This window comes from Corallococcus exercitus, from assembly GCF_042231735.1.
In the GTDB taxonomy this organism is placed as follows: domain Bacteria; phylum Myxococcota; class Myxococcia; order Myxococcales; family Myxococcaceae; genus Corallococcus; species Corallococcus exercitus_B.
This window is the reverse complement of record NZ_CP102577.1, coordinates 5,325,123-5,351,338: the sequence shown is the minus strand read 5'-3', so window position 1 is coordinate 5,351,338 and position 26,216 is coordinate 5,325,123. Positions and strand designations below refer to the sequence as shown.

At 70.9% G+C, this 26,216-nt stretch carries 21 protein-coding genes; 14 read left to right on the top strand and 7 right to left on the bottom strand.

Features of this window, described 5'->3' with window-relative positions; all coding sequences use genetic code 11:
* Positions 1-144: 144 nt before the first annotated feature.
* Both NR792_RS20870 and NR792_RS20865 read left to right on the top strand, forming a co-directional pair.
* Positions 145-1,098, top strand: a complete 954-nt coding sequence (locus tag NR792_RS20870) for a GNAT family N-acetyltransferase (protein ID WP_375754426.1) — start codon at positions 145-147, stop codon at positions 1,096-1,098.
* Positions 1,099-1,128: 30 nt separating this feature from the next.
* Entirely contained in the window at positions 1,129-1,995 is an 867-nt protein-coding gene (locus NR792_RS20865; protein ID WP_375754425.1) for a hypothetical protein, read from the top strand.
* A 68-nt stretch (positions 1,996-2,063) separates the two neighbouring features.
* On the opposite strand, the gene NR792_RS20860 is transcribed toward NR792_RS20865, so the two are convergent.
* Complete coding sequence (locus tag NR792_RS20860) at positions 2,064-3,236, bottom strand: zinc-dependent alcohol dehydrogenase (protein ID WP_375754424.1); 1,173 nt, start codon at positions 3,234-3,236, stop codon at positions 2,064-2,066.
* 216 nt (positions 3,237-3,452) lie between these two features.
* Here NR792_RS20860 and NR792_RS20855 point away from each other — a divergent pair, with 216 nt between their 5' ends.
* From NR792_RS20855 to NR792_RS20845, 3 genes are read left to right on the top strand one after another with little or no spacing between them, the layout of a single operon-like run.
* On the top strand, positions 3,453-4,295 hold the full coding sequence (locus NR792_RS20855) for a helix-turn-helix domain-containing protein (RefSeq protein ID WP_375754423.1): 843 nt from the start codon (positions 3,453-3,455) through the stop codon (positions 4,293-4,295).
* A gap of 45 nt (positions 4,296-4,340) precedes the next feature.
* Positions 4,341-5,591 carry a hypothetical protein gene (locus tag NR792_RS20850; protein WP_375754422.1) on the top strand — a complete coding sequence of 417 codons (1,251 nt, stop codon included), beginning with the start codon at positions 4,341-4,343 and terminating at the stop codon, positions 5,589-5,591.
* A 48-nt stretch (positions 5,592-5,639) separates the two neighbouring features.
* The gene (locus NR792_RS20845) at positions 5,640-7,544 is read left to right on the top strand and encodes a DUF4038 domain-containing protein (protein ID WP_375754421.1); all 1,905 of its coding nucleotides are present in this window, start codon (positions 5,640-5,642) and stop codon (positions 7,542-7,544) included.
* Between the two features lie 19 nt (positions 7,545-7,563).
* On the opposite strand, the gene NR792_RS20840 is transcribed toward NR792_RS20845, so the two are convergent.
* Positions 7,564-8,886 carry a hypothetical protein gene (locus NR792_RS20840; RefSeq protein ID WP_375754420.1) on the bottom strand — a complete coding sequence of 441 codons (1,323 nt, stop codon included), beginning with the start codon at positions 8,884-8,886 and terminating at the stop codon, positions 7,564-7,566.
* A gap of 58 nt (positions 8,887-8,944) precedes the next feature.
* On the bottom strand, positions 8,945-9,823 hold the full coding sequence (locus NR792_RS20835) for an ATP-grasp domain-containing protein (protein ID WP_375754419.1): 879 nt from the start codon (positions 9,821-9,823) through the stop codon (positions 8,945-8,947).
* Positions 9,824-10,057: 234 nt separating this feature from the next.
* Here NR792_RS20835 and NR792_RS20830 point away from each other — a divergent pair, with 234 nt between their 5' ends.
* Positions 10,058-11,083: a serine hydrolase domain-containing protein gene (locus NR792_RS20830; protein ID WP_375754418.1), complete on the top strand. Its 1,026-nt coding sequence runs from the start codon at positions 10,058-10,060 to the stop codon at positions 11,081-11,083.
* A gap of 7 nt (positions 11,084-11,090) precedes the next feature.
* Here NR792_RS20830 and NR792_RS20825 read toward each other — a convergent pair whose 3' ends face one another.
* On the bottom strand, positions 11,091-12,119 hold the full coding sequence (locus NR792_RS20825; RefSeq protein WP_375754417.1) for a hypothetical protein: 1,029 nt from the start codon (positions 12,117-12,119) through the stop codon (positions 11,091-11,093).
* Between the two features lie 7 nt (positions 12,120-12,126).
* On the opposite strand from NR792_RS20825, the gene NR792_RS20820 reads away from it, so the two are divergent.
* The 6 genes from NR792_RS20820 to NR792_RS20795 all read left to right on the top strand — a co-directional run bounded on the left by NR792_RS20820 (position 12,127) and on the right by NR792_RS20795 (position 19,553).
* Complete coding sequence (locus NR792_RS20820; RefSeq protein ID WP_375754416.1) at positions 12,127-12,555, top strand: hypothetical protein; 429 nt, start codon at positions 12,127-12,129, stop codon at positions 12,553-12,555.
* A 141-nt stretch (positions 12,556-12,696) separates the two neighbouring features.
* On the top strand, positions 12,697-13,083 hold the full coding sequence (locus tag NR792_RS20815) for a hypothetical protein (RefSeq protein WP_375754415.1): 387 nt from the start codon (positions 12,697-12,699) through the stop codon (positions 13,081-13,083).
* 274 nt (positions 13,084-13,357) lie between these two features.
* Complete coding sequence (locus NR792_RS20810) at positions 13,358-14,776, top strand: glycosyl hydrolase (RefSeq protein WP_375754413.1); 1,419 nt, start codon at positions 13,358-13,360, stop codon at positions 14,774-14,776.
* A gap of 33 nt (positions 14,777-14,809) precedes the next feature.
* Positions 14,810-16,975, top strand: coding sequence for an Ig-like domain-containing protein (locus tag NR792_RS20805; RefSeq protein WP_375754412.1), 2,166 nt, complete (start codon positions 14,810-14,812; stop codon positions 16,973-16,975).
* Between the two features lie 44 nt (positions 16,976-17,019).
* Positions 17,020-18,180, top strand: coding sequence for a hypothetical protein (locus tag NR792_RS20800; protein ID WP_375754411.1), 1,161 nt, complete (start codon positions 17,020-17,022; stop codon positions 18,178-18,180).
* A gap of 296 nt (positions 18,181-18,476) precedes the next feature.
* Entirely contained in the window at positions 18,477-19,553 is a 1,077-nt protein-coding gene (locus NR792_RS20795; RefSeq protein ID WP_375761655.1) for a FadR/GntR family transcriptional regulator, read from the top strand.
* 49 nt (positions 19,554-19,602) lie between these two features.
* Here the strand turns inward: NR792_RS20795 and NR792_RS20790 are convergent, their stop codons facing one another.
* The gene (locus NR792_RS20790) at positions 19,603-20,565 is read right to left on the bottom strand and encodes a PEGA domain-containing protein (protein ID WP_375754410.1); all 963 of its coding nucleotides are present in this window, start codon (positions 20,563-20,565) and stop codon (positions 19,603-19,605) included.
* Positions 20,562-22,223, bottom strand: coding sequence for a serine/threonine-protein kinase (locus NR792_RS20785; RefSeq protein ID WP_375754409.1), 1,662 nt, complete (start codon positions 22,221-22,223; stop codon positions 20,562-20,564). Before NR792_RS20785 ends, NR792_RS20790 begins: the two co-directional genes overlap by 4 nt.
* Between NR792_RS20785 and NR792_RS20780 the strand changes: the two genes are divergently transcribed.
* On the top strand, positions 22,222-23,544 hold the full coding sequence (locus NR792_RS20780; protein ID WP_375754408.1) for a sigma 54-interacting transcriptional regulator: 1,323 nt from the start codon (positions 22,222-22,224) through the stop codon (positions 23,542-23,544). The two genes, NR792_RS20785 and NR792_RS20780, sit on opposite strands and share 2 nt — an antisense overlap.
* Before the next feature lie 358 nt (positions 23,545-23,902).
* On the opposite strand, the gene NR792_RS20775 is transcribed toward NR792_RS20780, so the two are convergent.
* Positions 23,903-24,898 carry a serine/threonine-protein kinase gene (locus tag NR792_RS20775; RefSeq protein WP_375754407.1) on the bottom strand — a complete coding sequence of 332 codons (996 nt, stop codon included), beginning with the start codon at positions 24,896-24,898 and terminating at the stop codon, positions 23,903-23,905.
* Positions 24,899-24,991: 93 nt separating this feature from the next.
* Here NR792_RS20775 and NR792_RS20770 point away from each other — a divergent pair, with 93 nt between their 5' ends.
* Positions 24,992-26,170 carry a glycoside hydrolase family 5 protein gene (locus NR792_RS20770; RefSeq protein ID WP_375754406.1) on the top strand — a complete coding sequence of 393 codons (1,179 nt, stop codon included), beginning with the start codon at positions 24,992-24,994 and terminating at the stop codon, positions 26,168-26,170.
* Positions 26,171-26,216: the final 46 nt, after the last annotated feature.

Genomic DNA, 26,216 nt, shown 5'->3' with positions numbered 1-26,216 from the left:
AGGGCCGGAACGGAGCCAAGCGCCGGAATGAGGACATCGCGCTGCTCCCCGGGGGGCGGTGTCGGAGCCGGGGGCCATCCCCATACCCTCTGGTTGTTTCAAGCGGTCGCCCGCCCGCGCGCTTCCGCCCCGGGGGAAACCATCATGAACCGAGTGACACCGTGGAGAGCCATCCTCGTCCCTGACGAAGGCCATCGCGCCGTGTCGTCTGACTACTTCCGCTCCGCGCAGCACCTGCGCGCCGAAGGGGTGACGCACAGCCTCATCGTGGAGGACGGAGCGGGGCGGGCGCTGCGGGTGCCGCTCATCGTGCGGCCCATTGAGGGGACGTCCTATCGGGACGCGGTGTCGCCGTATGGGTTTCCCGGCGCGGAGCTGAACGGGCTCTCCGAGGTGCCGGTGGACGCCATCGACTGGCGGGGCACGGAGCTGGTCAGCATCTTCCTGCGCGACCGCATTGGCGGGCCGTACTGCTTCGCGGGGGGCCGGCTGCGCACGGAGGTGTGCCTCATCGACCCGAGGCTGCCGCTGCGCTTCCGCGGCGACCACGGCGCGGACATCCGCCGCAACTTCCGGCGCGGCTACGTCAGCGCGGCCGTGCCGGTGAAGGACGCCACGCGGGAGCAGCGCGAGGCGCTCAAGTCCATCTACCGGCAGACCCTGGCCCGCAACCAGGCCGGGGAGCGGTACTTCTTCACCGACGCGTGGTTCGAGGAGGTCTTCACCTGCCCCTTCGCGTGGCTGGTGACGACGCGCGCCCCGGACGGAGCGGTGGCCTCCGCCGCGCTGGTGGTGCTGAGCGACGGGCTCCTGCACAACTTCATTGGCGGCACGGCGGACGCGTACCTGGTGCACTCGCCGGCGAAGAACGAGTTCCCGGTGATGGTGGAGCTGGCGGAGAAGCTGGAGGCTTCCGTCCACCTGGGCGGCGGCGTCCGGCCGGGGGATGGCGTCGAGCGGTACAAGCGCGGCTTCGCCAACGCCACGTCCCGGTTCTACACGCACGACCTCATCTGTGACCCGGAGGCGTACGCGCAGCTGTCCCAGGGGCACGCGGGCGGGGACTTCTTCCCCGCCTACCGCGCGCCCCGTTCCTGACGTTCCCGTGCCGTTGGTGGAGGGGTTTCCATGGTCCTGTCACTTCCCCAGCTCCGCGATGTCGCGGATGCCCGCTTCACGTGCCTGACGGAGCGGGAGCTCGCCGAGCGCCGGCGAGAAGAGGGCGTTCGCGTCATCTCCCACCGGGGGCACTACTGGGAGCAGTCGGGGGCGCCCGGCTTCTTCCAGCCCGTGCACCTGCTGGCGCGGCTGACGCCGGATGAAGCCACGCCGCCCACGCCGCTGGCCTGGGGCTACCGGGCGGCGCTGACGCCGGAGACGGCGAACGCCGCCACGGGCAAGGTCCCGGTGGTGCGGCTGAAGGACCTGGACACGTATGACACCAGCCGCCTGAACTCGAACCGGCGCAGCAAGCTGCGCAAGGCCCAGCGCACGGTGCGCATCGTCCAGCTCACCGGGCCCTCGCTGCTCCTGGAGCAGGGCTATGGCGTCGTGCGCGATGCCCTGACGCGCACGCAGCACAAGAAGATCCCCACGCTGGACGAGTACCTCAAGGGCCTGCGGCAGTACTTCACGTCGGACCACTGGTGCGTGCTGGCGGGCCTGGTGGACGACAAGCTGGGCGGCTACCTGGACGGCTACATCGTGGACGGCGTCGCGTATGGCTTCAGCGCCTACTACGCGACGTGGGCGCTGCCGACGAACATCTCCACCGGCCTCATCTACGAGTTCGCGCAGGTCTGCCGCCGGCAGGGGGCCCGGACGCTGGTGGGCGGCCTGCATGCCCGCGAGGTGGCGCAGCTGGAGCAGTTCAAGGACGAGCTGGGCTTCGTGGTGGATCCGGTGCCCATCCACTGGGGCATGAACCCGCTGGCGCGCGCCTTCATCCGCTGGCGCCGCCCGCACGCGTACTACCGGCTGACGGGGCAGGCCTGAGCAACACGACGGGCCCGGAAGGGGAAGCTTCCGGGCCCGCTCGCATTCGTGATGACGCTCAGGAGGGACTACGGCGTCATCACGACCTTGATGCAGCCATCCTCCTTGTCGCGGAACTTCTTGTAGAGGGCGGGGCCGTCCGACAGCCGGGCGCGGTGGGTGATGAGCCGCGTGGGGTCGATGGCGCCGGACTGGATCTTCTCCAGCAGGGGCCGCGTGTAGCGGTGCGTGTGCGTCTGGCCCGTCTTCATGGTCAGGCCCTTGTTGACGAAGGAGCCGAAGGGGACCTTGTCCAGGAAGCCGATGTAGACGCCGGGCACGGAGACGGTGCCGCCCTTGCGGCAGCAGTGGATGGCCTGGCGCAGCGCGTGCGGCCGGTCCGTGGCCAGCTTCACCGCGGCCTTCGCCTTGTCGATGACGGCGTCCAGGCTGCCGGTGCCGTGCGCTTCCGCGCCCACGGAGTCGATGCAGCGGTCCGGGCCCTTGCCTCCGGTCATCTCCTTGAGGGTCTCGTAGACGTCCTGCTTCGTGAAGTCGATGGTCTCCGCCTTGCCCCAGGACTTCGCGAGCGCCAGGCGCTCCGGCACGTGGTCGATGGCGATGACGCGGCCCGCGCCGAACATCCACGCGCTCTGGATGGCGAACTGGCCCACGGGGCCGCAGCCCCACACCGCCACGGTGTCGCCCTTCTCCATCTCGCAGTTCTCCGCCGCCATGTAGCCGGTGGGGAAGATGTCGGTGAGGAAGAGGACCTGGTCCTCGGTGAGCCCCTCCGGAATCTTGAGCGGGCCCACGTCCGCGTACGGCACGCGCACGTACTCCGCCTGGCCGCCGGAGAAGCCGCCCAGCATGTGCGAGTAGCCGAAGAGGCCGGAGGGCGAGTAGCCCATCATCTTCGCGGCGACCTCCGCGTTGCGGTTGGAGCGGTCACAGAGGGAGAAGAGGGTCTTCTTGCAGAAGAAGCACTCGCCGCACGCGATGTTGAAGGGGACGATGACCCGGTCGCCCTTCTTGAGTTTGGTGACGCCGGAGCCGATCTCCATCACCTCGCCCATGAACTCGTGGCCCAGGACGTCGCCGCTCTTCATGGTCGGCATGTAGCCGTCCAGCAGGTGCAGGTCGGAGCCACAGATGGCCGTGCGGGTGACGCGGATGATGGCGTCGCGAGGGTCCTCGATCTTCGGGTCCGGGGCGGACTCGTAACGGACGTCGCCGTGGCCATGCCAGCAGATGGCTTTCATCGGGTGGGGCTCCTTCGGTCGTTGAAAGGCGTTTGGGCAAAGCTGGGGACTTGCAACGTGCATGGCCAACGCTCCCGGCCTGCCGCCGTCTGGCCGTCTGGCGCTCGGAAGAGGGAGGGGCGCGCCCGGCCCTGGCGCCACCTCACCCCTGGACAAAGCGCGGCGGAATCCACGTCCGGGGATGCAATGGGACCCGGGGCCGATGCAAAAAGGGGTGTGGCCTCCGCACCCGTCCTCGACTTCGGCCGTTATCTGGGCACGCCGCTCCATCGCGTGGAGGTGGCGGGGCTCGTCCTCACGGAGAGCACGTACGCCCCGGGCGTCCGGCTGCCGTCCCACCGGCACCTGCACGCGGGCTTCCGGCTCACGCTGGAGGGGGGCTTCACGGACGTGGTGGAGGGCCGCGCGCGGGAGTGCACCGCCCGGTCGGTCGCCTTCCAGGCGCCCGGGCTGGAGCACGCGCAGCGCATCCGGGACGTGCGCACGCGCACCTTCAACATCGACTTCTCGGAGGCGTCGTGGCGGTCGCGCGGGGCGCTCGTCGCGGGGTTGGATCCGCGCGTGGACCTGGCGTCGGTGCGGGTGGCCACGCTGGGGGCGCGCGTGTACCAGGAGTTCCGGCGCGCGGACGACGTGGCGGCGCTGGCCATCGAAGGGCTGTCGCTGGAGCTGCTGGCGGAGGCGGTGCGCGCGTCAGCGCCGGTGAAGGGCTCCGGGATTCCGGCGTGGCTTGTGCGCGTGCGGGAGCTGCTGGACGCGGCGCGGGGCCCGCCGCCCACGCTCGCGGCGCTGGCGCGGGAGGCGGGGGTGAGCCCGCTGCGGTTGGGGCGGGCCTTCCGTCAGGCGTACCGGTGCAGCCCGGCGGAGTACCTGCGGCGCTCCCGGCTGGAGCGGGCGGGCCGGGCGCTGCGCGAGACGGCGCGGCCGTTGGGCGACATCGCGCTGGACGCGGGCTACTGCGACCAGAGCCACCTGACGCGCGAGTTCCGCCGTCGCCTGCACCTCACCCCGGCGGAGTACCGGCGGCTGGCGGGACGTGCATCCGGTTCCAGGCGGTAGGTTCCGTCCAAGACGGCGGAGGGCGGGCGGTCCTATGTCCGGGGCATGACCCTGGAATCGCCTTCCTTCCGCCGCGCCGTGGCCCTGGCCGCGGTGCTGCTGTGGACCGCCTGCGCGGGCTCCCGGCCCGTGCCCCTGGCTCCAGAAGCTCCTGAGCCTCTGGAGTCAGCGACGCGCCGCGTGGACTCCGGGCGCACGCGCTGGGTGCTGCGTCCGTCCGAGGCCTACGACGCGCTGTGCCTGCTCAACCTGCTGCGAGGGGACGCGTTCTACACGCGCTTCTACGCAGGGGAGTTCCAGCGCTTCTCCGCGCTGCTGGACGCCCCGGAGCAGGCCGCGCTCGCGCACCTCACCGAGCGGATGGCGAAGCAGGGCGGGAAGATGGTGGGGCCGTTCCTGACGCTGGTCTTCTCCGTGACGGGGGCCACCACGGTGGAGGGCCTGGCTGCGACGGTGGCGGACGACGCGGCGTGGGGGCGGATGCGCGCGGACTTCCTGGCCACGTCGTACGGGAAGGAGGACGGCTTCGCGGTGATGGAGGACGTGCGCAAGGACCTGGGCGTCCTGCTGGCGTTCCTCGTGCGCGTGGAATTCCCGCGCATCTGGCGCGCGGAGTACCTGCCCGCGGTGGAGCAGGCCATCGCGGGGCTGGCGGCGAAGGTGGCGCCGTACGATGTCGTGGGCTGGGATGAGCAGCTGTTGGGCAGGGACCTCCAGGTGGAGGCGTTGAACGCGCACGTCCTGAAGTTCGCGAAGCCGCACGGCATCCGGGTGACGGGGTGGAACTTCCTCACGGACGCGACGTATCCGGCGAACGTCACGGTGAAGACGGCGGTGCATGAGCTGCTGCATCCGCCGTTCACCCGCGAGGGCGAGCTGGACGCGAAGCTGAAGGCGCTGGAGGCGGACCCCTACTTCCAGCGGCTCGTGCGCGAGCATGACCCGGCGTTCGGCTACACGACCGCGCACGGCCTGACGGAGGAGGACTGCGCGGAGGCCATCGACGTCTATGTCAGCGAGCGGGAGGGCCTGCTGCGGACCCGGGAGGGCCGCCCGCTCACGGGCGCGGAGTTCTTCCGGGACCACGACGACGGCATCCACGTCCTGGCCTTCGTGCTCTACGAGGAGCTGAAGCGCGCAGGCCCTTCACGCGGTGGGACGTACGAGGCCTTCCTGCTGGGCCTGTTCGAGCAGGGCGTGCTCAAGCCCGGCGAGCTGGAGCGCCGCTTCCGCGCCTCCCCGGGGCACTACCCGGTGAAGGCGCTGGGCGAGGCCTCATCACAGACCTCTCCATGACTTCACGGAAAGACGTAATCTCCTGGATGAACCCGTCCAGGAGCCTCCGTGCGTCCGCTTTTCCGACCGTCGTGCCTGCTGTTCCTCGCGCTGGGATTGGGGGCCTGTGGCCCCGCGGAAGACGTCCCCGCCACGGAGTCGCCGGAGGTCCTTCACGCGGCGAACCCGCTCACGCTGGCGGACTACCCCATCCGGGCGAGCGCCGACAACCGCTCGCTCGTCACCGCCACGGGCGCCCCGTTCCAGTACGTCGCGGATACGCCGTGGGCGCTGCCATCGAAGCTGAGCCAGGCGGACGTGAAGCTCTACCTGGATGACCGCAAGGCGAAGGGCTTCAACACCGTGCAGGTGATGCTGCTGCCGATGCTGAGCCAGTGGACCCAGAACGTCTACGGCGACGTGCCCTTCAACAACAAGAACCCCGCGTCCCCGGCCGTCACGGCCGTGGCCACCACGGACCCCACCGACACGGCGGGGTACGACTACTGGGACCACGTGGAGTGGGTCATCGACCAGGCCGGCCAGCGCGGCATCCAGGTGGCCGCGGCCGTGGCCTGGTACGGCTACGCGGGCGCGGACTGGCGGCCCTACATGACGACCGCCGCCTCCAACACCTACGGCACCTTCCTGGGGCAGCGCTTCGGCGCGAAGAACAACCTCTTCTGGATATTGGGCGGTGACAACAACCCCATCGGGGACACCGCCGGGGTGCCCTCGGGCCTGGACACCAGCGACCGCGTGGAGGCGACCAACGCCCTGGCCAACGCCATCCGGAATGCCGAGGCGAAGCGCCACCTGATGTCGTACCACGCGAAGCGCACGTCCTCGTCCGCCGCGTACTTCGAGACGCAGCCCTGGCACACGGTGCACTTCGCGTACTCGAACGAGAAGACCTACGGCACCGTGCTCACCGACTACAACCGCGCCACCGTGCGGCCCGTGGTGATGCCGGAGTCGTACTACGACGCGCGCACGTCCTCGCCCGTGCTCGACCGCCGCCGCCTGCGTGCGCAGGCCTGGTGGACGGCGCTCAGCGGCGGCGCGGGCTTCGCGTATGGCCATGAGAACGTCTGGGACATGGACTCGGGCTGGAAGCCGGCGCTGGCGGCCTCGTCGGCCACCGACATCCAGACCTTCGCGTCGTTCCTCGCCGGCTATCGGACGCACCTGCTGCGGCCGGACCACCGCTCGGGCAACACCCGGAAGCTGCTGGCGGGGGGCTATGGCTCCACCTCCACCAACGGCGGCCTGGATTACGGCGTGTCCGCCACCGCGAGCGACAACAGCTTCGCGCTCGCGTACCTGCCCACGTCGCGCTCCGACATCGTCGTCAACCTGGCCGCGCTGGGCGGCGCGGGCGTGAGCCTGTCCTGGTGGAACCCGGGCGCGGGCGGCGCGAAGACGCCCATCGGGACGTACGCGGGCAGCGGGACGAAGGCGCTCGCGTGGCCCTCGGGCTACACGGACGCGGTGCTGGTGGCGGAGCGCGCGGGCACGACGCCTCCGCCGGGGACGCTGCTGCGCGCCATCAACCTCAACGGGCCGGCGCTCACCATCGACGGCCGGACGTGGGAGGCCAGCAGCGGCGCGGCGAACCTCACCCTCACCGGGACGCTCTTCGAGAACCAGGCCGTGCCGCTGGTGCCGGCGACGGACGCGGACCGCGCCCGGATGATCCGCTCCTCCGTCTACGGCACGGCCGCGCAGGTCCGCCTGGGCGCGGTGCCCTCCGGCACCTACGACGTCTTCCTCTACGTGTGGGAGGACAACGCGACGAAGACCTTCGACCTCCGCGTGGAGGGGCTGCTCGTCCAGGATGACTACGTGAGCGGCGCGCCCGGCGTGTGGAAGCGTCTGGGCCCCTGGACCGTCTCCGTCACGGACGGCGCCCTCGACGTGGCCACGTCCGGCGGAACCGCCAACCTGTCGGGCATCGAGGTGTACCACCACTGACGGGTGGCCCCTGGACGCCTCACGGAGGGCTGTCCTGGGTCGTGCCCTGGTCCAGGCGCTCCTGGAGGGCCTTCCAGCCGCGGTTGCCCACCTCGCGGGCGCGGTCGAGCGTCTCGCCCGCGCCCTGGGCCACCTGCTCCGGGGAGAGCCCCGCCGTGCGCTGGCGCACCCGGTCCATCCAGACCAGCGGGGCGTAGAGGCGCTGTGCGCGGTCGGGCCCCAGGAGCACGGTGAGCACGTGCTCCAGGCCGCCGGCCCGCGCCAGCAGCGTGCGGCCCAGGAGCACCGTGGCGCGCGTCTGCTGGAACAAGGGCAGGCTGTCCCCGTGCTTGCGCAGGGCCTCCGCGTTGGCGTGCACCTCGCGGCGCTCCATCTCTTCCAGGTAGGGGCTGGCCGCGAGCTTGTCGAGCGACGCCGCGGCCTCCTCGTAGCGTCCGCGCCGGGTGTGGATGAAGGCCCAGCCCCACCACGTCAGCTCGTTCTCCACGCCCAGCGTCTGGAGCGAGCGCAGTCCCTGCTCGATGTCGTCCTCGGCGGCGCGCTCGCGCTTCAGGCCCATGCGGTTCCAGGCGCGCAGGAAGTGCCCGGCCGCGAGCACCGCTTCGCGCGACTGCGCCGGTGTGCCCTGCTGGAGGGCGGGGAAGGCCTCCGGCGGAAGGCGCTCCGTCTCGGTGAGGAAGGCGGTCAGCTCCTCCTCGGCGGCGTAGTGGTAGCCCGCCTGGCAGAAGGCGGCGCCCCGGCTGGCCTGCACCGCGGCGCGCAGGGGCGCGGGCCAGGTGGGGGCGGGCGTGGCGCGCGACAGCTCGTAGAAGACGAGCTCCGTGGCGGGGATGCGGTCGGACTTCTCCGCGGCGTCCAGCGCCAGCAGGGCGGCGGCGAGGAAGGCGTGCTCCTGGCCCGCGTCGTAGGAGGGCAGGGGCACGGACGCGCCGCGAGCCCACCGGGTCCACAGCAGGGGGAACTCGTCCTCGTCGCGCGTCTGGAGCGTCTTGCGCGCCTTGTAGAAGGCGATGCCCAGGTCCAGGTACGTGCGGGCCGCCGCGCGCGTCACCTCGTCGTTGACGGGCTTGTCGGGCAGCGCGCGCGTCTCGGCCAGGGCCTTCCAGAGCAGGGCCACCTCCGCCGGGGCCCGAGGGTCATCTTCCGCGCGCACGGTGAGCTTGAGCGCGCGGTAGGGCACGAGCGCGGCCGAGTCGCGGAGCCGCTGGTCGATCTCCGCGCGCTCCTTCGCGGCGCGCTCGGCGTCGGTCTTCTGGCAGCCGCCGCACGCGGTGAGTCCCACGAGGAGGAGGGCGGCGATGCGGTGGCGCAACCCTCGGCGCGCACGGGCGGAGTCCGTCATGCCCGCGCACGCTAGCACCGGCCCTCTCCTGGCGGAGCCCGTCTCCCCACCGTACGGGCTAGCGCGGGCCGAGCAGCGCGGCGAAGAGGTCGCGCGGGTCCAACCCGGGCGGCAGGCCGGACACGCCGCCGTCATTCGCCTCCACCACCGCCCAGCCGCCGTCCTCCAGCATCGCCACGTCCAGCGTGAAGAACGGGGAGGGGATGCGCTGGCCCAGCGGCTCGAAGGCGGAGAAGTCCGGCACCTCCACGTCGAACTCGTGGTACGGCTCCGCGGCAATCAACCGCCCCCGGCCGAAGAACAGGCGGAACTCCAGGTGCGCGGGCCCCGCGGGCGTCCGGCCGTAGACCTTGAGCGGCAGGTAGCGGCGCACCACGAAGCCCCGCTCGAAGCGGTCGCCGCGCGCGTCGAGCAGGTTCTGGCAGGTGCGCTCGAAGTCCTCGCGCGTGGCGTCCGCCGGCACGAAGCACGCCTCCGCCCAGCGCTCCTTCGCGGACTTCACGTGGTCCTTGAGGATCCACGGCGGCGGCCCCAGCTTCCGCGCCGCCCGCCACGCCTCCGCCGCGTCCGGCCCCTCCGTCCAGACCGAGCGCGCCGTGTAGCCGGCCAGCCGGGGGTACCAGAGGGGCAGGTAATGCGCGGCGGCGTACTGCTCGGGCGTCGTCATCAGCCGGTGGCCCAGCGCCCGCACCGCTTCATCCAGCTCGCCGTACTCCTCCTCCGTGAGCATCCAGCCCCGGTACAGCAGCCGGAGGTGGCCCCGCTCCGGCACCCCCGTGAGCGCCCTCGCCGCGTCGCCCGACAGGAGGGCGGAGAGGTCCGCCTGGTACGTGTCCACGCCCAGCGCTTCGGCCGCGTCGGCCTCCACGTCGAACGGGTCCGGCTGGTGTGGGTTGCGCCCGAACAGGATGGCCTTCGCGGCAGGGGAACTGGGCATCCAGGTGGCCTTTCGTCGAGGAAGCGCTGGGGAAGGGGAGCGGTGGGCCCACGCTGACGCGGGCACACGCGGGACCTGACACGGCCACGGCGGGCGCCGGAGGGCGCGACCGCGGGCGGCATGTCTGGACGAAAGGGCCTTCCAGGGGACGGACGCCCCCGCACGGGGATGCCTGACAGAAGCGCTTCGGGAAGGCTTGCTTCACCGGGCGGCGGGCCCGTAAAGCGCCACCCCATGTCGAACCCTTCCGACCTCCTCCACGCGGAGCTGCGCCCCTACCTGCGCGGCTACCCGACGGCCTCCGTATGCGCGGCGATGACGTGGCGGGGCGCGCTGCACGTCGAGGGCCTGCGGGGCAGGGGGACGCCTCCGGCCACGGACGCCCTGTTCTCCCTGGGGTCGCTCACGGAGGTCTTCACGGCGGCGCTGCTGTCGGTGATGACCGAGCGCGGCGACGTGCGGCTCGACGAGCCGCTGGCGAACATGATTCCCCTGTCGCTGCTGAGCGACGAGGTCGCGCGGAGCATCACGCTGGAGCAGCTGGCGACGCACACCTCCGGGATGCCGCACCTGCCGCCGAACCTGGACGCGGCGCCCCGGAACCCGGACGACCCGTTCGGCCACTACTCCGCGGCCCTCTTCGGCGAGTTCCTTCGTGACTACCACCCCCGGCGGCCGCCGCCGCACCCGTCCTCCGAGTCCTTCCTGGGGATGGGCGTGCTCGGCCACGCGCTGTCCCGGCGCATGGCGCTGAACTACGGGCACCTGATGCGGGACGTGCTCTGCAAGCCCATGGGGCTCCTGGACACCACGGCGCGCGTCACGGAGGAGCTGGCCCCGCGCCTGCTGCAGGGCCACACCGCGCGCGGCAAGCCCGTGCCGCCCTGGACCTTCCCGGCGCTGCCGGGTGGGGGCGCGCTGCACTCCACGGTGGGGGACGTGATGCGCTTCCTGGAGACCGGCCTGGGGCGGGGGGAGACGTCCTTCACGAAGGCCCTGTTCCGGATGCAGGCGCCCCGGGTGAAGGCCGGGCCCTTCCAGCGCGGCCTGGGGTGGAACGTGTCCCAGGTGCGCGGGAAGGACGTGGCGTGGCGCTCGTCGGTGATGGGCGGCTACGTGGGCTTCATGGGCCTCAGCGTCGCGGCGGACGCGGCCGTGGTGCTCCTCGCGGACCACGGCTGGTCGCTGTTCGCCGCGCTGCGGGGGCGCGTGCCCCTGGAGGCGCCGGGGCTCGCGCTGATGTCGCGGTTCCTGCCCTGAGACGCGCTCAGGGGATGCTGAAGCGGTAGACCTGGAAGCCGCCCGAGGACGCCATCGCGAAGTCGCGCACGTTGCGCGGGGCGCCGTTCTCGCTGCGCTGGGCGAGCTTGAAGTCGCCGGTGCCGTTGCTGGCCTGGAAGCGGAACTCGTACGAGCCCGGCTCGGTGGGCAGCGGGGCCGCGGACATCTTGGTCACGGCGAGGTTGCCGAAGCCTGGCAGGGGTTCGCCCTCCGGGCGGCGCACGGAGCCGATGGCGCGCAGGAAGGGCGAGCCGCCGGTGAGGATGAGGTACTGGGGGTCGACGGTGCGCGCGGGCTTCGCCGGTGCGGAGGGCGCGGGGGCAGCGGGCTCCTCGGTGGTGCGCGCCGTGCCCTTGGCCGCGCGCTTCGACTTCGACGAAGGCTCCTCGCTGGAGGTGGCGGAGGTGGGCGGCTCTTCCGGTGCGGCCGTGGGTTCAGCGGCTTCGGTTTCGGCTTCGGAGGCCTTTCGCTTCGCGCCACGGCCCGCGGCCTTGCGCGAGGGGGCTTCGGCGGTGGCCGTCTCCGCGGCGGGAGTCGTTCCTTCCTCGGTGCTCGCGGGTGCGGCGTCGGTGGAGCCCGCCTCCGCCTGGGTCGCGGGCGTGGTGGGTTCCGAGGCGCCTTCCGGAGGTGAAGACGCCGGAGCCTCCTGCGGGGCGGGAGTTGCTTCGGCGGAGGCCTTCTTCGCGGAGGAACCCCTGGGCGTCTTCCCCGCACGCTTCGAAGGGGCTTCGCTGGCGCCCGTCTTCGGCTCAGGGGTTTCCGCGGCGGATGCCGCCGGCTCCGCGGTTTGAGTGGACTGCTCGGAGGGTTCCGACGTGGACGCCTTCAGGGGCTCCCCGGCCGACGTGGGCTCCGCCGCGGGGGCCTCCGGAGGCTGTTCAGCGGGCTTCGATTCGGAGGCCTTCGGGCTCTCCTCCGTCGGCGTGGGCTCTAAAGCAGGAGCCTTGGAAGACCGTCCGGAGGCCTTCGACGCGGAGGCCTTCGGGCTTTCCTCCGTAGGCGCGGGCTCTGACACAGGAGCCTTGGAAGACCGTCCGGAGGGCTTCGATTCGGAGGCCTTCGGGCTTTCCTCCGTCGGCGCGGGCTCTGACGCAGGAGCCTTGGAGGACTGTCCGGAGGTCTTCGAGTCGGAAGCCTTCGGGCTCTTTTCGGTCGGCTCGGATTCCACCGTGGAAGCCTTGGAGGCCCGTCCCGCAGCCTTCGATGTGGAAGCCTTCGAAGCTGGTCCGGTCGGCGCTTCCGTTGCCTCGAGTGCGAGAGAGGACTGCGAGGCTGACTTCGAGCTGGCTGCCTTTGCGGCGGAGGCCTTCGGAGCCTGCTTGGCGGATTTCGCGACGGAAGCCTTCGGAGCTTCCGTAACAGGGGCCTTCGGCGTCTGTGCGGCGGACTTCGCAGCAGGCGCCTTCGGAGCCTTGTCGTTGGACTTCGCGGCAGGAGCCTTCGGAGCCTGAGCAGCGGGCCTGGTCGCAGAAGCCTTCGGAGCCTGCGTGGCGGTCTTCGACGCCTGAGCACCGGACCTGGCGGTGGACGCCTTCGGAGCCTGTGCGGCTGGCTTGGTCGCAGGCGCCTTCGGAGCCTGCGCGGACTTCACGGTGGAAGCCTTCGGTGCCTGCGAGGACTTCGCGGTGGATGCCTTCGCGGCGGCCTTCGCGTCAGGCTTTGCCTTGGGGGCCGGTGCCTTCGCCGCGGGCTTCTTCGCCGCCGCGTTCTTCACCGCCTTCGCGGCTTGCTTCAGCTTCGAGGCCGCGGTCTTCAGCGCCTGCGCCACCGGCTTCGCGACCCCGGCCTTCTTCGCCGGGGCGGGAGCCTTGCCCCCGGCGGGACGGCCCCCGGGCTTCGTGGCGGCCTTGCCAGCGGCACTGCGGGACTTGGACGAATCAGGGGAGGCGGAAGGTCGGGTCGGGCGGCGCTGGGCCATAAAGTCATCCTCGGAGGACCCGAGCGGTCGGCGCCGTCGGCCCTCGTCCCCCGATGGCTAGTGCACCCACAGCCGCGCTGCAAGGCACACGTGCGACGCGCGCACCCTTCCTGTCCTCCGGCGACCGCTGGAGCGCAGGCCACGCAAGCAACCGCGACACGTCCCCCTGTCCTGTCGAGAGGACAGGTCCTGTCCTCCCAAGAGGTCAGCGCCCCGGAGCCAGCGCGCCGTCCACGTCCGGAAGTCCTGGGATTTCCACGGAAGCAGGTCCGGCACAGCCATTGCTCAAGGCGGCGGCGGCAGCACGTCTCCCCTCCTGTCCTGAAAGGCATTCCGTGTCCCCCTCCGCACGTCGTTCCACGTCCTTCTCACGTGCCGGCCTCACCGGCCTCGTGACCGCGGCACTGCTGGCCCTGTCCACCGCCTGTGGCGGCCCCCTCGACGAGGCCGCTCCCCTGGATGACTCCTCGCCCTCGCTTGAGACCGCGTCCGCCGCGGTGGAGACCTCCGGCGCGCTCACCATCACCACGTCCATCTCCGTGGTGGACACCTCGCTGGAGCGCGGCCAGACGCTGAGCGCCAGCGTCACCTACAAGAACAACGGCACCACCGCCGTCACCGCGAAGAACATCGTCCTCACGTCGCGCGCCCCGGGGGGCACGCACGCGGGCGGCCCGTTCTACGACCTCACGCCGCGCATCACCAACCGCACCCTCCAGCCGGGCGAGAGCGTGACGCTCACCGCGACGCGCGTGATTGCCTCCGCGGATCCGCTGGGCACCTGGGAGGCCTATCCGACGTGGGAGGACGCCTCCAGCGTCTGGCGCGACGGCTCGGGACTGGCGTTCACGGTGGGCACCGGCGGCGGCACCGGCACGTCCGGCCCGTGGCTCTCCGGCGCCTCCGGCATGGGCGTGGCGTCCGGCGCGTTCGGCACCTGGCGCGGCACGCCCGTGAAGCTCGCCGCCACCTGGGCGGACAACAACAGCGCCTCCGTGAGCCTGGGCCAGCTGTCCTCCGGCGGCGAGTACGCCACCTGGCAGCAGAGCCTGGACATCGCCGTGGGCGCCATCAGCGACACCGAGTCCTGGGCCTCCGCTGCGACGGGCGCGTACGACGCGCGCTGGCGCCAGTCGCTCACCGCGCTGAAGACGAAGTGGGGCACCCGACCGGGCACCGTCTACATCCGCTTCGCCCATGAGATGAACGGCGACTGGTACTCCTGGAAGGTCACCTCCAGCAACGCCACGGCCTTCATCGCCGCGTGGAAGCGCTACCGCGCGCTGCAGAAGGAGATCTTCCCCGCCGCGAAGCTGGTGTTCAGCGTCAACCGCGAGTCCGTGAACTCCGGCATCGACTGGCGCAAGACCTTCCCCGGCGCCGCCTACGTCGACGTGATGAGCGTGGACTACTACAACCAGTACCCCTACGTCGCGACGGTGGCGGACTGGAACAACGCCATCCAGCAGACGGACGGCTACGGCGCGCCCAAGGGCCTGGCGAAGCACCTGGAGTTCGCGAAGAGCGTGGGCCTGCCGCTCGCCATCTCCGAGTGGAGCGGCAACGCGGACAACGGCGACTCGCCCGTCTTCATCGAGCAGATGTTCAACTTCTTCAAGGCGAACGGCGGCACCGGCGCCGGCAAGGTCCTCTACGAGTCCCTCTTCAACGTGGACCGGGACAACCGCCGGTGGATCCTCAACCCGACCACCCGCATGCCCAACTCGGCGGCGAAGTACCAGCAGCTCTTCTGAGCCACCCACGCGTTCCTTCCGGGAGTCCAACACATGCGAATGCATTCTTCCGCCCGCCGTCTCCTCGGGCTCTTCTCGCTGTCCCTGCTGGCCGCCTGCAACGGGTTGCCGGAGGAGGGCGAAGAGGGCCTCACCTCCAACACCTCCGGGCTGGCGGTCCCCGCCAACTTCCTCTACCGCCAGGGCGCGCAGCTGTACCTGAACGGCGCGCCGTACCAGATGGTGGGCACCAACGCCTTCACGCTGACGGGCTGTGGCGCGGCGCCCACGGACGCGCAGTTGGACGCGTTCTTCGCGGGTCTGCGGCCCAACAGCCTGGTGCGCACCTGGGCGTTCCGGCCTTCGGGCCTGGACCGCATCCAGAAGGTCGTGGCCGCGGCGGAGAAGTACAACCAGAAGCTCATCCTCACGCTGGCGGACGGCCGCAGCTACTGCGGCGAGTGGGACGGCTACAAGGGCAGCGATGGCAGCGGCAAGTACCCGGTGTGGTACGCCAGCGGCTACAGGACGAACTACGTGCCGTGGGTGCGGCAGGTCGTCACGCAGTTCAAGAACTCCGCGTCGGTGGGCATGTGGGAGCTGCTCAACGAGCCGGGGGATGCGGACAACGCCACCATCAAGGCGTTCTTCAACGACGTGAGCACCACCATCAAGGGCATCGACCCGAACCACCTCGTCAGCTCCGGTTCGTGGGCGCCCTGGGCGTATGGCGGCGAGGCGGGCTTCAAGGACCTCCACGACTTGCCGAACATCGACGTGGGCTCGCTGCATGAGTACGACTACGACTACAACAACGGCAACACCATCGTGTCGCCGCACTTCGCGCCCGCGCTGCGCGCGATGGACGCGCTGAGCAAGCCGCTCATCATCGGCGAGACGGGTATCGCCTCTGGCTCCAGCGGCTGCCGCACGTCGCTCACGGTCCGCCGGGATGCGATGCGCCAGAAGTTCCAGCAATACATCTCCGGCCGGGCGGCGGCGGTGCTCATCTGGAACTGGCAGCCCGTGGCGCCGTCCGGCTGCGAGCTGAGCTACGGCCCCAGCGACCCGATGCTGCCCATGATGAAGGACTTCCCGCTGCCCTCCACGCCGCCTCCGCCCACGGGCAACACCGTGCAGCTCAATGACAACACCGTCGGCACGGGCGCGAACCAGTTCGAGTACACCGGCACCTGGCAGACCGGCACCGGCGCGGAGAAGTTCCAGGGGGATGACCACTACTCCGCCACCACCCACTCCACCTACGTCGTCCGCTTCAATGGCACGCAGGCGAAGCTGTATGGCTCCGTGGCGTCGCACCACGGCATCGCGACCGTGTCCGTGGACAGCGGCGCGGCGGTGGACGTGGACTTCTATTCCGCCACGCGCCAGGACCAGAAGCTGCTCTTCACCAGCGCGGCGCTGACGTCCGGAGCGCACACGCTCACCGTCAAGGTGTCGGGCCGCAAGAACGCCGCGTCCTCTGGCTACACGCTCAACGCGGACCGCGTGGACGTGATGACGGCGACGCAGGGCGACACCACGGCGCCCACCGCGAGCATCACCCAGCCCACCGGCGGCACGGTGGCGGTGGGGAACGTGACGGTGCAGGCGACGGCCAGCGACAACGTTGGCGTGGTGAAGACGGAGCTGTTCGTGGATGGCCAGAAGGTAGGCGAGGACACGACGGCGCCCTATTCCTTCACCTGGGCCGCCACCGCCGGGGCGCACTCGCTGGTGGTGAAGGCGTATGACGCGGCCAACAACGTGGGCTCCAGCACGGCCGTGTCGGTGACGGCGGCGAGCCAGACGACGACCACGGTCCAGCTCAACGACAGCGTGGTGGGCACCGGCCTGGAGCAGTTCGAGTACTCGGGCACCTGGGAGGCGGGCACCGGCACGGGCAAGTTCAAGGGCGATGACCACTTCTCCGCGACGACCAACGCCACCTACGTGGTGCGCTTCAACGGCACGCAGGCGAAGCTGTACGGCTCGGTGGCGTCGCACCACGGCATCGCGTCGGTGTCCATCGACGGGGGCACGGCGGTGGACGTGGACTTCTATTCCGCCACGCGCCAGGAGCAGAAGCTCTTGTGGACCAGCGCGGTGCTGACCGGCGGGACGCACACGCTGACCGTCAAGGTGTCGGGCCGCAAGAACGCGGCGTCGTCCGGGTACACGCTGAACGCGGACCGCGTGGACCTGACGGTGTTCCGCTAGCCGGAGGACCGGGGCCCTTCCCACACGTCATGCTGATAGACTTCATGCCGATGCGCGCGGGAAGGGCCAGGGTCTGGGGTGGAGTGCTGGCGGGCTGGCTGCTCCTGCCGTTCATGTCCGCCCAGGCGTCCGAGGGCTTCGCGGACGACTTCGAGACGGGGACGCTGCTCCCGGAGGACACGCCTCCGGGGCGGTGGGACGACTCGGGGGCGGTGGGCGCCAATACGCTCACCAGCGGGACGGCGGGAGCGCACCGGGGGCGCTATGGGCTCACGGTGGTGGACCGCGCCACGGCGTCGGGCTCCCAGGCCGGCATCAACGCCAACGTGACCCCGCTGGCGTCGGAGGTCCACATGCGCACCTGGCTGCGCATGCGGGCCGTGGGCGCGGTGGGGAGCGTGGTGGTCATGCAGGGGCTGCCAGCGCTGGTGGAGCTGCGCCTGCTGGCACCGGGGCCCGGCTGGGAATTGGCGCTGCGCAACGGGGCGAGCCGGACCTATGTCAGCCTTCACGGTGCGAAGGTGGAGGCGGAGCGCTGGTCCTTGGTCGAGCTGCGCGTCCGGGGACTGGGGACCGCGTCCGCGGAGGCCCGGCTGTGGGTGGATGGCGTCGAGCAGGGCCAGGGGTTGACCGGGCTGGACCTGCGCGATGACGCCAACGTGGTGGACACGGTGGTGGTGGGCGAGCCGTGGAGCGACACGGGCACCTTCACCGGCTCCCTGGATTTCGACGACGTGCGCGTTTCGGACGCGCCCATGGCCAGTCGTCTGGAGTTGCGCCGGCCGGTGATGGAGGGGACGAAGGACTGCCTCGCGGTGGACCTGTCGCTGCACGCGTCCTCCACGGGGGCGCTCGCGCCCGCGCCGTATGACGCCGACGTGGCGTTGGCGGTGCAGGGGGGCGCGGGCGGCTTCCACGCGGAGGCGGACTGCGATTCGCCGGTGACGCGGGTGGTGTTGCCCACGGGAGCTTCCGAGCGCCGCGTGTACTTCCGGCCCCAGGGGACAGCGCGGACGGTGACGTGGGAGGCGTCGCACGCGGACTTCCTTCCCGGGGCGCTGACGGTCGAGGTGGAAGCGCTGCCTTCGGACGACGAGGGCGGCGGGCCGTGGACGACGGACCTGGGGTGCACTTCCGCTCCGGGAGCAGTCCTGGCGTTGCCGGTGCTCGTGGGCGTCTGCCTTCGCCGCAGGCGAGCCAGGTAGGTCATCAGCGGCCGGTCAATCCACCCTGCGACCCGAAGGTCTCCGCAAGGACGCGCCGCTCGCGGAGCGCGGGGGGGGCCGTGACGTGGCGCTGGAGCGGACGCCAAGGTGTGGTCACCGGCGGAGGCGCCCACCTGGAGCCCGGTTTCGCCAAACCTGTCCGACAGTCGGACAGGTTTTCACCGCCCGGGCCGAAGGGCACGCCGGCCCGGCGGTTGGAGAGGACGGTGGGCCTCGCGTCCATGTCAGACCCGTCTGGTTGGATGGGCGAGGCTGGGGCAAGGAGGGCGACGGTGATGGTGCAGGTGGGGCTCGTGGCGTACGTAGAGGAGCAGCTGGAGCGCGATATCTTTCTGGGAAGGCTGCCGAGGAACGGGCAGCTGGGCTCGGAGCAGGTGCTGGCGCGCATCTATGGAGTGTGCCGGGGCACCATCCGCGAGGCACTGCGACGGCTGGCGGCGCGGGGGCTGGTGGTGCAGCGCCCCGGGCGCATCACGCGTGTGGTGGCGCTGGACGAATCACTGACACTGGAGAACCTGGGCCTGGCGCTGCATGACGAGCGCTCCGAGGAGTGCCGGCGGCTCCTGGAGGGCTTCTTCAGCCTCAAGCGGCAGGTGCTGGTGGATCTGCTGGTCGACTGCTGCGCGAAAGCCTCCGAGGCAGTCTTGGACCAATTGGCTGGCGCCTGCTTCAGGCTCAGTGACGTGGCGAAATGGGAGCCCGGGGCGCGGTGCGCGCAGTTGGAATTCGAGTTGCTGCGACTGGCGGCCCAGGCGGCGGACCGTCCAGGGCATCTGCTCCTCATTCAATCGCTACAGCGGGCCTTGCGAGGCAACGCGGCCCGGCTTTTGTCCTTCATGGGTGGCGAGTCGGTGCGCCAGTGGGCCTGGTGCGCGATGCACGCCCTGGGAGAGCGCGACGCGCGGGCGCTCCAGCACCAGCTGCCGGCGTTGATGAAGACGTGCGATGAAGGGGTGCTCGACCGCTTCGCTCCCGCTCCCCAGGAGCATGTGTCCTCCGAAGCTCCGCACGCCCAACAGTGCTTCCTCGGCGACCCCGCCGCAGCCAGTGAGCGCGGTGAGGCGCTTGCGCAACATCCCTGCGTCGAGGAGCGGGACCTCGGCCGCCTCGCGCCAACCGCCTCAGGGCTCACCCCAAGCGAGCCCGAGGAGGCGCGCGCCAGGGAGTGGGACGCTTCGTCTCCGGAGGAGCCGCTCCAGCCCGATCCTCCCGCCACGGGTTCCCGCGGACAAACCCGTGTGACGGTACACAAGGAAGGCGGCTCGCTTCTCGGCACCCGGGGCTTCTTGGGCCGATGGGCTCGGCGCCTCTGGCGCTTCATGACCCATTCTCTGGGGCCACCTCCTTCGTGAACGGATACTCCCCAGCCATGCTTTCCGCGCTGGGCGTATCAACGGACTCCTAGCGACCTGCCTGGCCGCTGGGTGTGAAGCGCAGTCCGGTGACGCCTAGCAGGTGCGTGCTTTGGTGGTCGGTGCTCGACGGCAGCCAGCGTCCGCTCAGTTCCGCGAAGACGTCGAGCTTCGTGGAGAGGGGGAGGCTCGCGCCTGCGGACAGGCCGCCGCCGAACAGCACGGGGCCTCCCACGGCATAGCCATCCAGGGAGAGCGAGAGGGTCACGGGGCCCATGAGTCGCGGGACCTGGGCGCCCAGGCGGAGGGCGGCACCGAAACGGCTTCCAGCCGTGGCGTTGAGTTCGCCAAAGACATACGTCCCGGAGAGTCGTGCACCGGCTTCCAGGCCGGCCCCGGATGTCGGGGACAGCCCGAAGGCGGCCCGCAGTTGCGCGCTGAATGCGAGCGCGGAAAAGAAGGAAGGCTGCGCGGTGGGAGCCGCCGGAAGGACGACGCGCACCTGCTCCGTCTGGCCTGGGCGGACCTTGACCTGGATGGGCGTAAGGCTGGGTCCAACCTCCAGCGTATGGGTCCCGATGGGGACCGGACCCTGCCAGGGCGCCTGTCCCAACCCTCGTCCATCGAGCCATAGCTCCGCTCCGGAGGGGTCGACGTCGATGGACAGCGTGCCCTGGAGGCGACCGCGCAGGCTCTCGAAGAGGGCGACCACGGTGGGCTGCACGCGCTCCGGATCCAGACGGGCGTCCGGGTTGGCTTCGAGCGCCCGCGCGAAAGCGGTCTCCATCTGGGCGTACTGACGGAGCGCCGCGTAGACCTCGCCCTGCACGAGGCGCAGCTGCGCGACGTGCGCTTCGTCGCGGGCCTGCCGGAGCCCTGCTTCGACGTGGACGAGCGCGGCCTCGAAGTCCGCTTCGGAGAGGGATTGAAGCGCGGCCTCCAGGTCGCGGTTCTCCGCGAAGGGGCCCGCGGCGGCGAGCAGCAAGGACATCACTACCTGGGGCGTGCTCATGGACGAAGCTCGATGCGGACCACGGCCTTGATGCCCGGGGCGACGTCCACCTGCCGCTGCTCCGTCTGGAAGCCGTCGCGCGTCACGCGGACGGAGTGCCGTCCTCCGGGGAGGTCGACGGCCAGAGGCGTCGCACCCAGGTGCTTGCCGTCCACGCTGACGTCGGCCCAGACCGTCTTGCCGTCGTGCACCGTCACCACACGCAGTTCGCCGCGAGCCTGCGCCTGTGCGGAGGATTGCTTCGCGCTGGCCGTCAACGACCGTGTCTGGCTCCTGTTCCGGCGGAGCGATGTCTTCGTGGCAGGCCCGGCAAGGCCTGTTGTGCTGCCCGTCTCCTGCTCAATACCGGATGTGCTTCCCGTCGAGGTGTTGGACCCGGTGCGCAGCTCGGGTGTGGGCGTTGTGTCAGCAGCTTTTCGGGCGGCGGTGCCGTCGAGGGCGGAGGAGTCCTCGGGCCCGGTGTCCGCGGCGGCGCCCACGGGCGCGGTTGGCTTGGGGTCGGATGCGGTCACTGCACCGGATACACCGGTGAGCTCCTGCCGGAGCGCCAGCATCCCGAACAACAGCGCACCCACGCCCGCTCCACCGAGCGCCGTCAGGAGGAGCGAACGCCAGCGCTTTCCTCGCACTTCGGGTGGCCGCGCGGGGACAACGGCCGCTGGTTGCTCCACGGTTGCGCGCGCCGCTTCCTCCATCGCCGCCATCAACGTGAGCGCCCCCGCGTGGCGTTGCTCCGGAGCCATCGCGGTGGCCTTCACGAGCACCTCCGCCAGCGGCAATGACAACCAGGGGGCCTGCTCACGGAGCGCCTGCGCCGCGTGCCGGGGGCCTTCGCCCAGCAGCCGGCAGGTGCTCGACGGCGGCAGGCCCGTCAGCATCTCCAGCAACACCAGGCCCAGCGAATACAGGTCCGCGCGCCCGTCCACGGGCTCACCGCGCGCCTGCTCCGGTGCCATGTAGCTGGGCGTGCCCAGCCGCAGGCCGCTGCGGGTGGCCTCGTCTCCCCGGTGCTCCCAGAGGATGCCGAAGTCGAGCAGCGTCGCGCGCCCTCCGGGTGACAGGAAGATGTTGCCGGGCTTGATGTCGCGGTGCACGCACCCACGCTGGTGGATGAAGTCCAAGCCCGCGCACACCTGCCGCGCCAGCGCGAGCACCTCCGGCACGGGCAGCGGTCCCGGCACCGACTTCAGGTAACGGGCGAGTGACATCCCCTCCAGGTGCTTCATCACGATGAAGGGCCGGCCGCGCTCCTGTCCCACCGCGTGGATGGGCGTGATGTGCGGATGCTCCAGCCTCGCCATCGCGCGCGCTTCCCGCTCGAAGCGCGCCACGCTCTCCGGGTCTTCAGACAGCGCTTCGTGCAGCAGCTTGATGGCCACGGTCCGCTCGAGCGCCACGTCCAGCGCCCGGTACACCTGGCCCATGCCGCCCGCGCCCAGCAGTTCCTCCAGCCGCCACTTGCCCTCCAGCAGATCGCCCGTCTTGAGCGGTGGACGCGTCGACGTTCGCGCGGTCCATCCGGCCTCGCCCGCGTGCTGCGTGATGACGGTGCACTCCACGCAAGGCGCGCCCGCGAAGGGAAGGGGCAGCCCACAGGTGGCGCACGGTGAGGGTTGCTTGTGGAGCGCCATGGGCGGCCCTATGTTGCCATAACCCATGGGTGCTTCCTCCACCGAGCCGCTCTCCCCTGGTGCCCTGGCGGAGGGGCGACCTGAACCCCATGGCCCCCGCTTCCGGGTGGTGGTGGAGACAGGCCCCGACGCACGCCGGGACGTCCTCCTCGAAGGCACGCTGCTCGTGGGCACCCAGGTCGAAGGGGGCCTCAAGCTGAGCGACCCGACGGTGTCGCGCGTGCACCTGGAGCTTCAGGCCCGGCCGGAGGGCGTGCGGGTGCGCGACGTGGGCTCGCGCAACGGCACGTGGTCCCTGGGCGTGCGTGTCCACGAGGTGACGGTCGCGAGCGAGGCCCGCTTCACGCTGGGCAAGACGACGCTGCTCGTGCTTCCAGAGGCCAGCGACGAGGCTGGAACTCCCGCGCCCCGCACGTCCTTTGGCCGCGCGCTGGGACAGAGCGCCGCCATGCAGCGCCTCTTCGGCGTGCTGGAGCGCACCGCGCGCTCCGCCTTCTCCGTGCTGCTGCTGGGCGAGACGGGCACCGGCAAGGAGCTGCTCGCGGAGGCGCTGCATCAGGCCTCGCCTCGCGCGGCGAAGCCGTTCGTCATCGTGGACTGCGGCGCGGTGGTGCCGTCGCTCATCGAGAGCGAGCTGTTCGGCCACGCGAAGGGGGCCTTCACCGGGGCGCACGCGGACCGCCAGGGACAGCTCGTGAACGCGCACGGCGGCACGGTGTTCCTGGATGAGGTGGGCGAGCTGCCGCTGGAGCTCCAGCCGAAGCTGCTCCGCGTGCTGGAGTCAGGCACGGTGCGCCGCGTGGGGGACAACGCCGCTCGCGACGTGGACGTGCGCGTGGTGGCCGCCACGCACCGTGACCTGAAGGCGGAGGTCGCGGCGGGCCGCTTCCGCGCGGACCTCTACTACCGGCTGGCGGTGGTGCCGGTGCGCGTTCCCGCCTTGAGGGAACGGGCCGAGGACATCCCCCTGCTGGCGCGGCACGTCTTCGAGCAGGCGGGCCATCCGGACTTCCCGCTGACGGACGCGCTGGTGCAGCGGCTGGTGGGCTACGACTGGCCGGGCAACGTGCGCGAGCTGCGCAACTTCGTGCACCGCGTCCTCGCTGCCGGGGACGTGGAGCTGCCGGACGCGAAGCCGGTGAGCGCCGTCACCGCGACGAAGGACCTGAGCGCGCTCACCTTCAAGGAGGCCAAGGAGCACATGGTGGAGGCCTTCACGCGCGAGTACCTCACCGCGCTGCTCGCGAAGTGCGACAACAACATCTCCGAGGTCGCGCGCACGGCGGGCCTGGCGCGCAGCCACGTCCACGGCCTGCTCCACCGCTACGGGCTGAAGGCCGGAGGCTGACGCCGTCCACCACGCGGAGGGAGCGGAGGAGGCGGGCGCTCTCTCCGCGATGTGCCAGGCCTTGAAGGGCCAACGCCGGACATGCGCTTCACTCCGTCGGTACGCACGGAGGAGGCGAGCCTTCCGCGATGTGTCACGCCTTGATGGGCCAGTGCCTGGGGGCTGTCTGGCAGCGATACTCCGCGCGGCAGGACTGGCGCCGCACCGTGACGGATAGCCCCCCGCTCAGGGAAGCATCAGCCCTCCGGTATGTGGACCTGACGGAAGGACCGGCGACGCGGGACGCTCGGCAGCGATGATCCGCGCGGTAGGACCGATGCTGCCATCGTGACGGGGGGCTGACCCGCGCCGGGAGGATTCAGCCCTTCGTGCGCGTGGACCTTCCGGTGAGCGTGGCGGTGGCGGCCTCGCCTGAGCGGTCCGGCTCCCAGGGCAGCCGTCCGGCGCCGGGCAGGAACGGCGCCACCAGCTCCGCGAGCTCCGGTTGGCCCACCAGCGGTGCCCCGGAGCGCAGCGATTGATCCAACGCCGTCCGTAGCTCCAGCAGGGAAGGGCGCTTCGACGGCGTCTTGGACAACGCCGCCGTCACTGCCTTCTGGAGCCCTGCGGGCACCCCGCCCGGCTTGCGCGGTACGTCCGTCAACACCGCGTCCATCGTGGCGGCCGGCGTGTCCCGTCGCAGCGGCGGCACGCCCGTGAGCAGCTCATGGAGCGTCAATGCCAGACCATGCACGTCCGTCAGCGCATCCAGCGGCTCGGCGCGGAGCTGCTCCGGCGCGGCGTATTCCAGCCGGGCCTTCACCTGTCCGGGCTGGGTTTCGGTGAGCCTTCCCACCCGGCGCGCGATGCCCAGGTCCAGCAGCTTCACCGCTCCGGTGTCGGAGAGCATCACGTTGCCGGGATGGAGGTCGCGGTGGATGAGGCCCAGCGGCTGTCCGTCACGTCCGCGCAACGGATGCAGGTAGGCCAGGCACTCCGCCACGGTCAGCGCGATGCGCACCGCGTGGGGCCACGGCAGGGGGCCCAGCCCGGCGGCGCGGCGCGCGTCCAGGAGCTGCGCCAGCGTGAGGCCGTGCACGTACTCGAACACGAGGAACAGCAGCCCGTCCTGCTGCCCGAAGGCCCGCAGCCTCGCGAGCGCCGGGTGGTGGAGCAGGGTGGAGAGGTGGGCCTCGTCCAGGAACTGCCGCACCCATGCGTCATCACCGGCCACTTCCGGGCGCATCCGCTTGAGCGCCACCAGCCGGTCCGGCCCCACGCCACCCTTCACCTCCGCGAGGAACACCTCCGACATGGCGCCCAGCGCCAGGCGCTTGAGGAGGACGAAGTCATCGAGGCTCGGGCCCTGCGGCATGGGCGCGGACCTTAACAGCCGCGCATGGCACGGAACCTGCCTTGTGCCGTGACGACCCCCCGAGGCACCCCCTCACCCCCGAAAGGCAGACACATGCTCCGCCCCCTGAAGTGGTCGCTCCTCCTGGCCTGTGGCCTCACCGCGTGCGGCGGGCCCGAGCAGGACGCTCCCGAACTGGAAACGCCCGTGCTGGAGGCCGCCGACGTGGAGCAGGCCGCCACCGCGACGCCCAACCCCACGGGCCGCTTCTACATCGTGGGCAAGGACATCGTGGGCCCCAGCGGCAACAAGTTCTATCCGGTGGGCGCCAACCTGGACGGCTGGGACTTCTTCCAGCGCGACACGGAGAACCGCGCGGACGCCGCCGCGAAGTGGGGCTGGAACCTCGTGCGCATCAACGGCGCGCAGCTGGCGCACCCGGAGTACAACACCTTCGGCCTGGTGTCCGGAGACAAGTCGAAGCCGAACTTCGACAAGATCGACCGCATCGTGCAGGCGTTCACGGCGAAGAAGATCGTCGTGATGCTCGAGTTCCACGACAAGGTCTGGAGCGGCGGGAAGACGGACGCCACGAAGCTGGCCCAGACACGGGACGCCTGGGCCGCGCTCGCCCAGAAGTACAAGAACAACACCTACGTCTGGTTCAACCTCCTCAACGAGCCCATCTGGGGCGAGGCCGTGACGGACTACCTGAGCGTGCTGGGGACGCTGCGCGCGGCGGTGCGCAACACGGGCGCGGAGAACGTCGTCGTCATCGACGGCGGCGTGGCGGGACAGGAGTGGAACCGCTGGGGCGTGCCCGGCAACCTCATCCCCACGTACGGGCCGCGACTGGCGGACGGCAAGTGCAACACGCTCTTCTCCATCCACGTCTACAACGCGTGGGCGGAGGCCGGCGGCAGCAACGTGCACACGGCGGAGTTCGTGGCGTACGTGAAGTCGGTGCAGTCCAAGAACCTGGCGCTCATCGTGGGGGAGACGGGCTGGAACAAGACGGACGCGGACGTGCCCCGGCTGAAGGCGGGCAGCATGGTGGCCTTCAACAACGCGCCCACCTACGGGGTGGGCATCATCGGGTGGCACGCGAACCCGAACTGGGATGACACCTTCTTCCTCACCACCTCCGGCCAGTTCCACGCGGTGGACCACTGGACCACGCCCACCAACCTGACGGACTTCGGCAAGGCGCTGTGGAACCTGTCGAAGAAGAAGCCCAGCCTGGGCGCCTTCACCGGCGACTACCGGAACAGCCACTGCGGTTCGGCGAGCTGACTGTCCTGTCCCGTGAACAGCCCCTGTTCACAACACAGGACAGGGG

What these genes read in the sequence shown, in the direction of transcription:
- NR792_RS20870 (WP_375754426.1), top strand. Translation starts at nt 145, where the DNA reads ATGAACCGAGTGACACCGTGGAGAGCCATCCTCGTCCCTGACGAAGGC.
- NR792_RS20865 (WP_375754425.1), top strand. Translation starts at nt 1,129, where the DNA reads ATGGTCCTGTCACTTCCCCAGCTCCGCGATGTCGCGGATGCCCGCTTC.
- NR792_RS20860 (WP_375754424.1), bottom strand. Translation starts at nt 3,236, where the DNA reads ATGAAAGCCATCTGCTGGCATGGCCACGGCGACGTCCGTTACGAGTCC.
- NR792_RS20850 (WP_375754422.1), top strand. Translation starts at nt 4,341, where the DNA reads ATGACCCTGGAATCGCCTTCCTTCCGCCGCGCCGTGGCCCTGGCCGCG.
- NR792_RS20840 (WP_375754420.1), bottom strand. Translation starts at nt 8,886, where the DNA reads ATGACGGACTCCGCCCGTGCGCGCCGAGGGTTGCGCCACCGCATCGCC.
- NR792_RS20835 (WP_375754419.1), bottom strand. Translation starts at nt 9,823, where the DNA reads ATGCCCAGTTCCCCTGCCGCGAAGGCCATCCTGTTCGGGCGCAACCCA.
- NR792_RS20830 (WP_375754418.1), top strand. Translation starts at nt 10,058, where the DNA reads ATGTCGAACCCTTCCGACCTCCTCCACGCGGAGCTGCGCCCCTACCTG.
- NR792_RS20805 (WP_375754412.1), top strand. Translation starts at nt 14,810, where the DNA reads ATGCGAATGCATTCTTCCGCCCGCCGTCTCCTCGGGCTCTTCTCGCTG.
- NR792_RS20800 (WP_375754411.1), top strand. Translation starts at nt 17,020, where the DNA reads ATGCCGATGCGCGCGGGAAGGGCCAGGGTCTGGGGTGGAGTGCTGGCG.
- NR792_RS20795 (WP_375761655.1), top strand. Translation starts at nt 18,477, where the DNA reads ATGGTGCAGGTGGGGCTCGTGGCGTACGTAGAGGAGCAGCTGGAGCGC.
- NR792_RS20790 (WP_375754410.1), bottom strand. Translation starts at nt 20,565, where the DNA reads ATGAGCACGCCCCAGGTAGTGATGTCCTTGCTGCTCGCCGCCGCGGGC.
- NR792_RS20780 (WP_375754408.1), top strand. Translation starts at nt 22,222, where the DNA reads ATGGGTGCTTCCTCCACCGAGCCGCTCTCCCCTGGTGCCCTGGCGGAG.
- NR792_RS20785 (WP_375754409.1), bottom strand. Translation starts at nt 22,223, where the DNA reads ATGGGTTATGGCAACATAGGGCCGCCCATGGCGCTCCACAAGCAACCC.
- NR792_RS20775 (WP_375754407.1), bottom strand. Translation starts at nt 24,898, where the DNA reads ATGCCGCAGGGCCCGAGCCTCGATGACTTCGTCCTCCTCAAGCGCCTG.
- NR792_RS20770 (WP_375754406.1), top strand. Translation starts at nt 24,992, where the DNA reads ATGCTCCGCCCCCTGAAGTGGTCGCTCCTCCTGGCCTGTGGCCTCACC.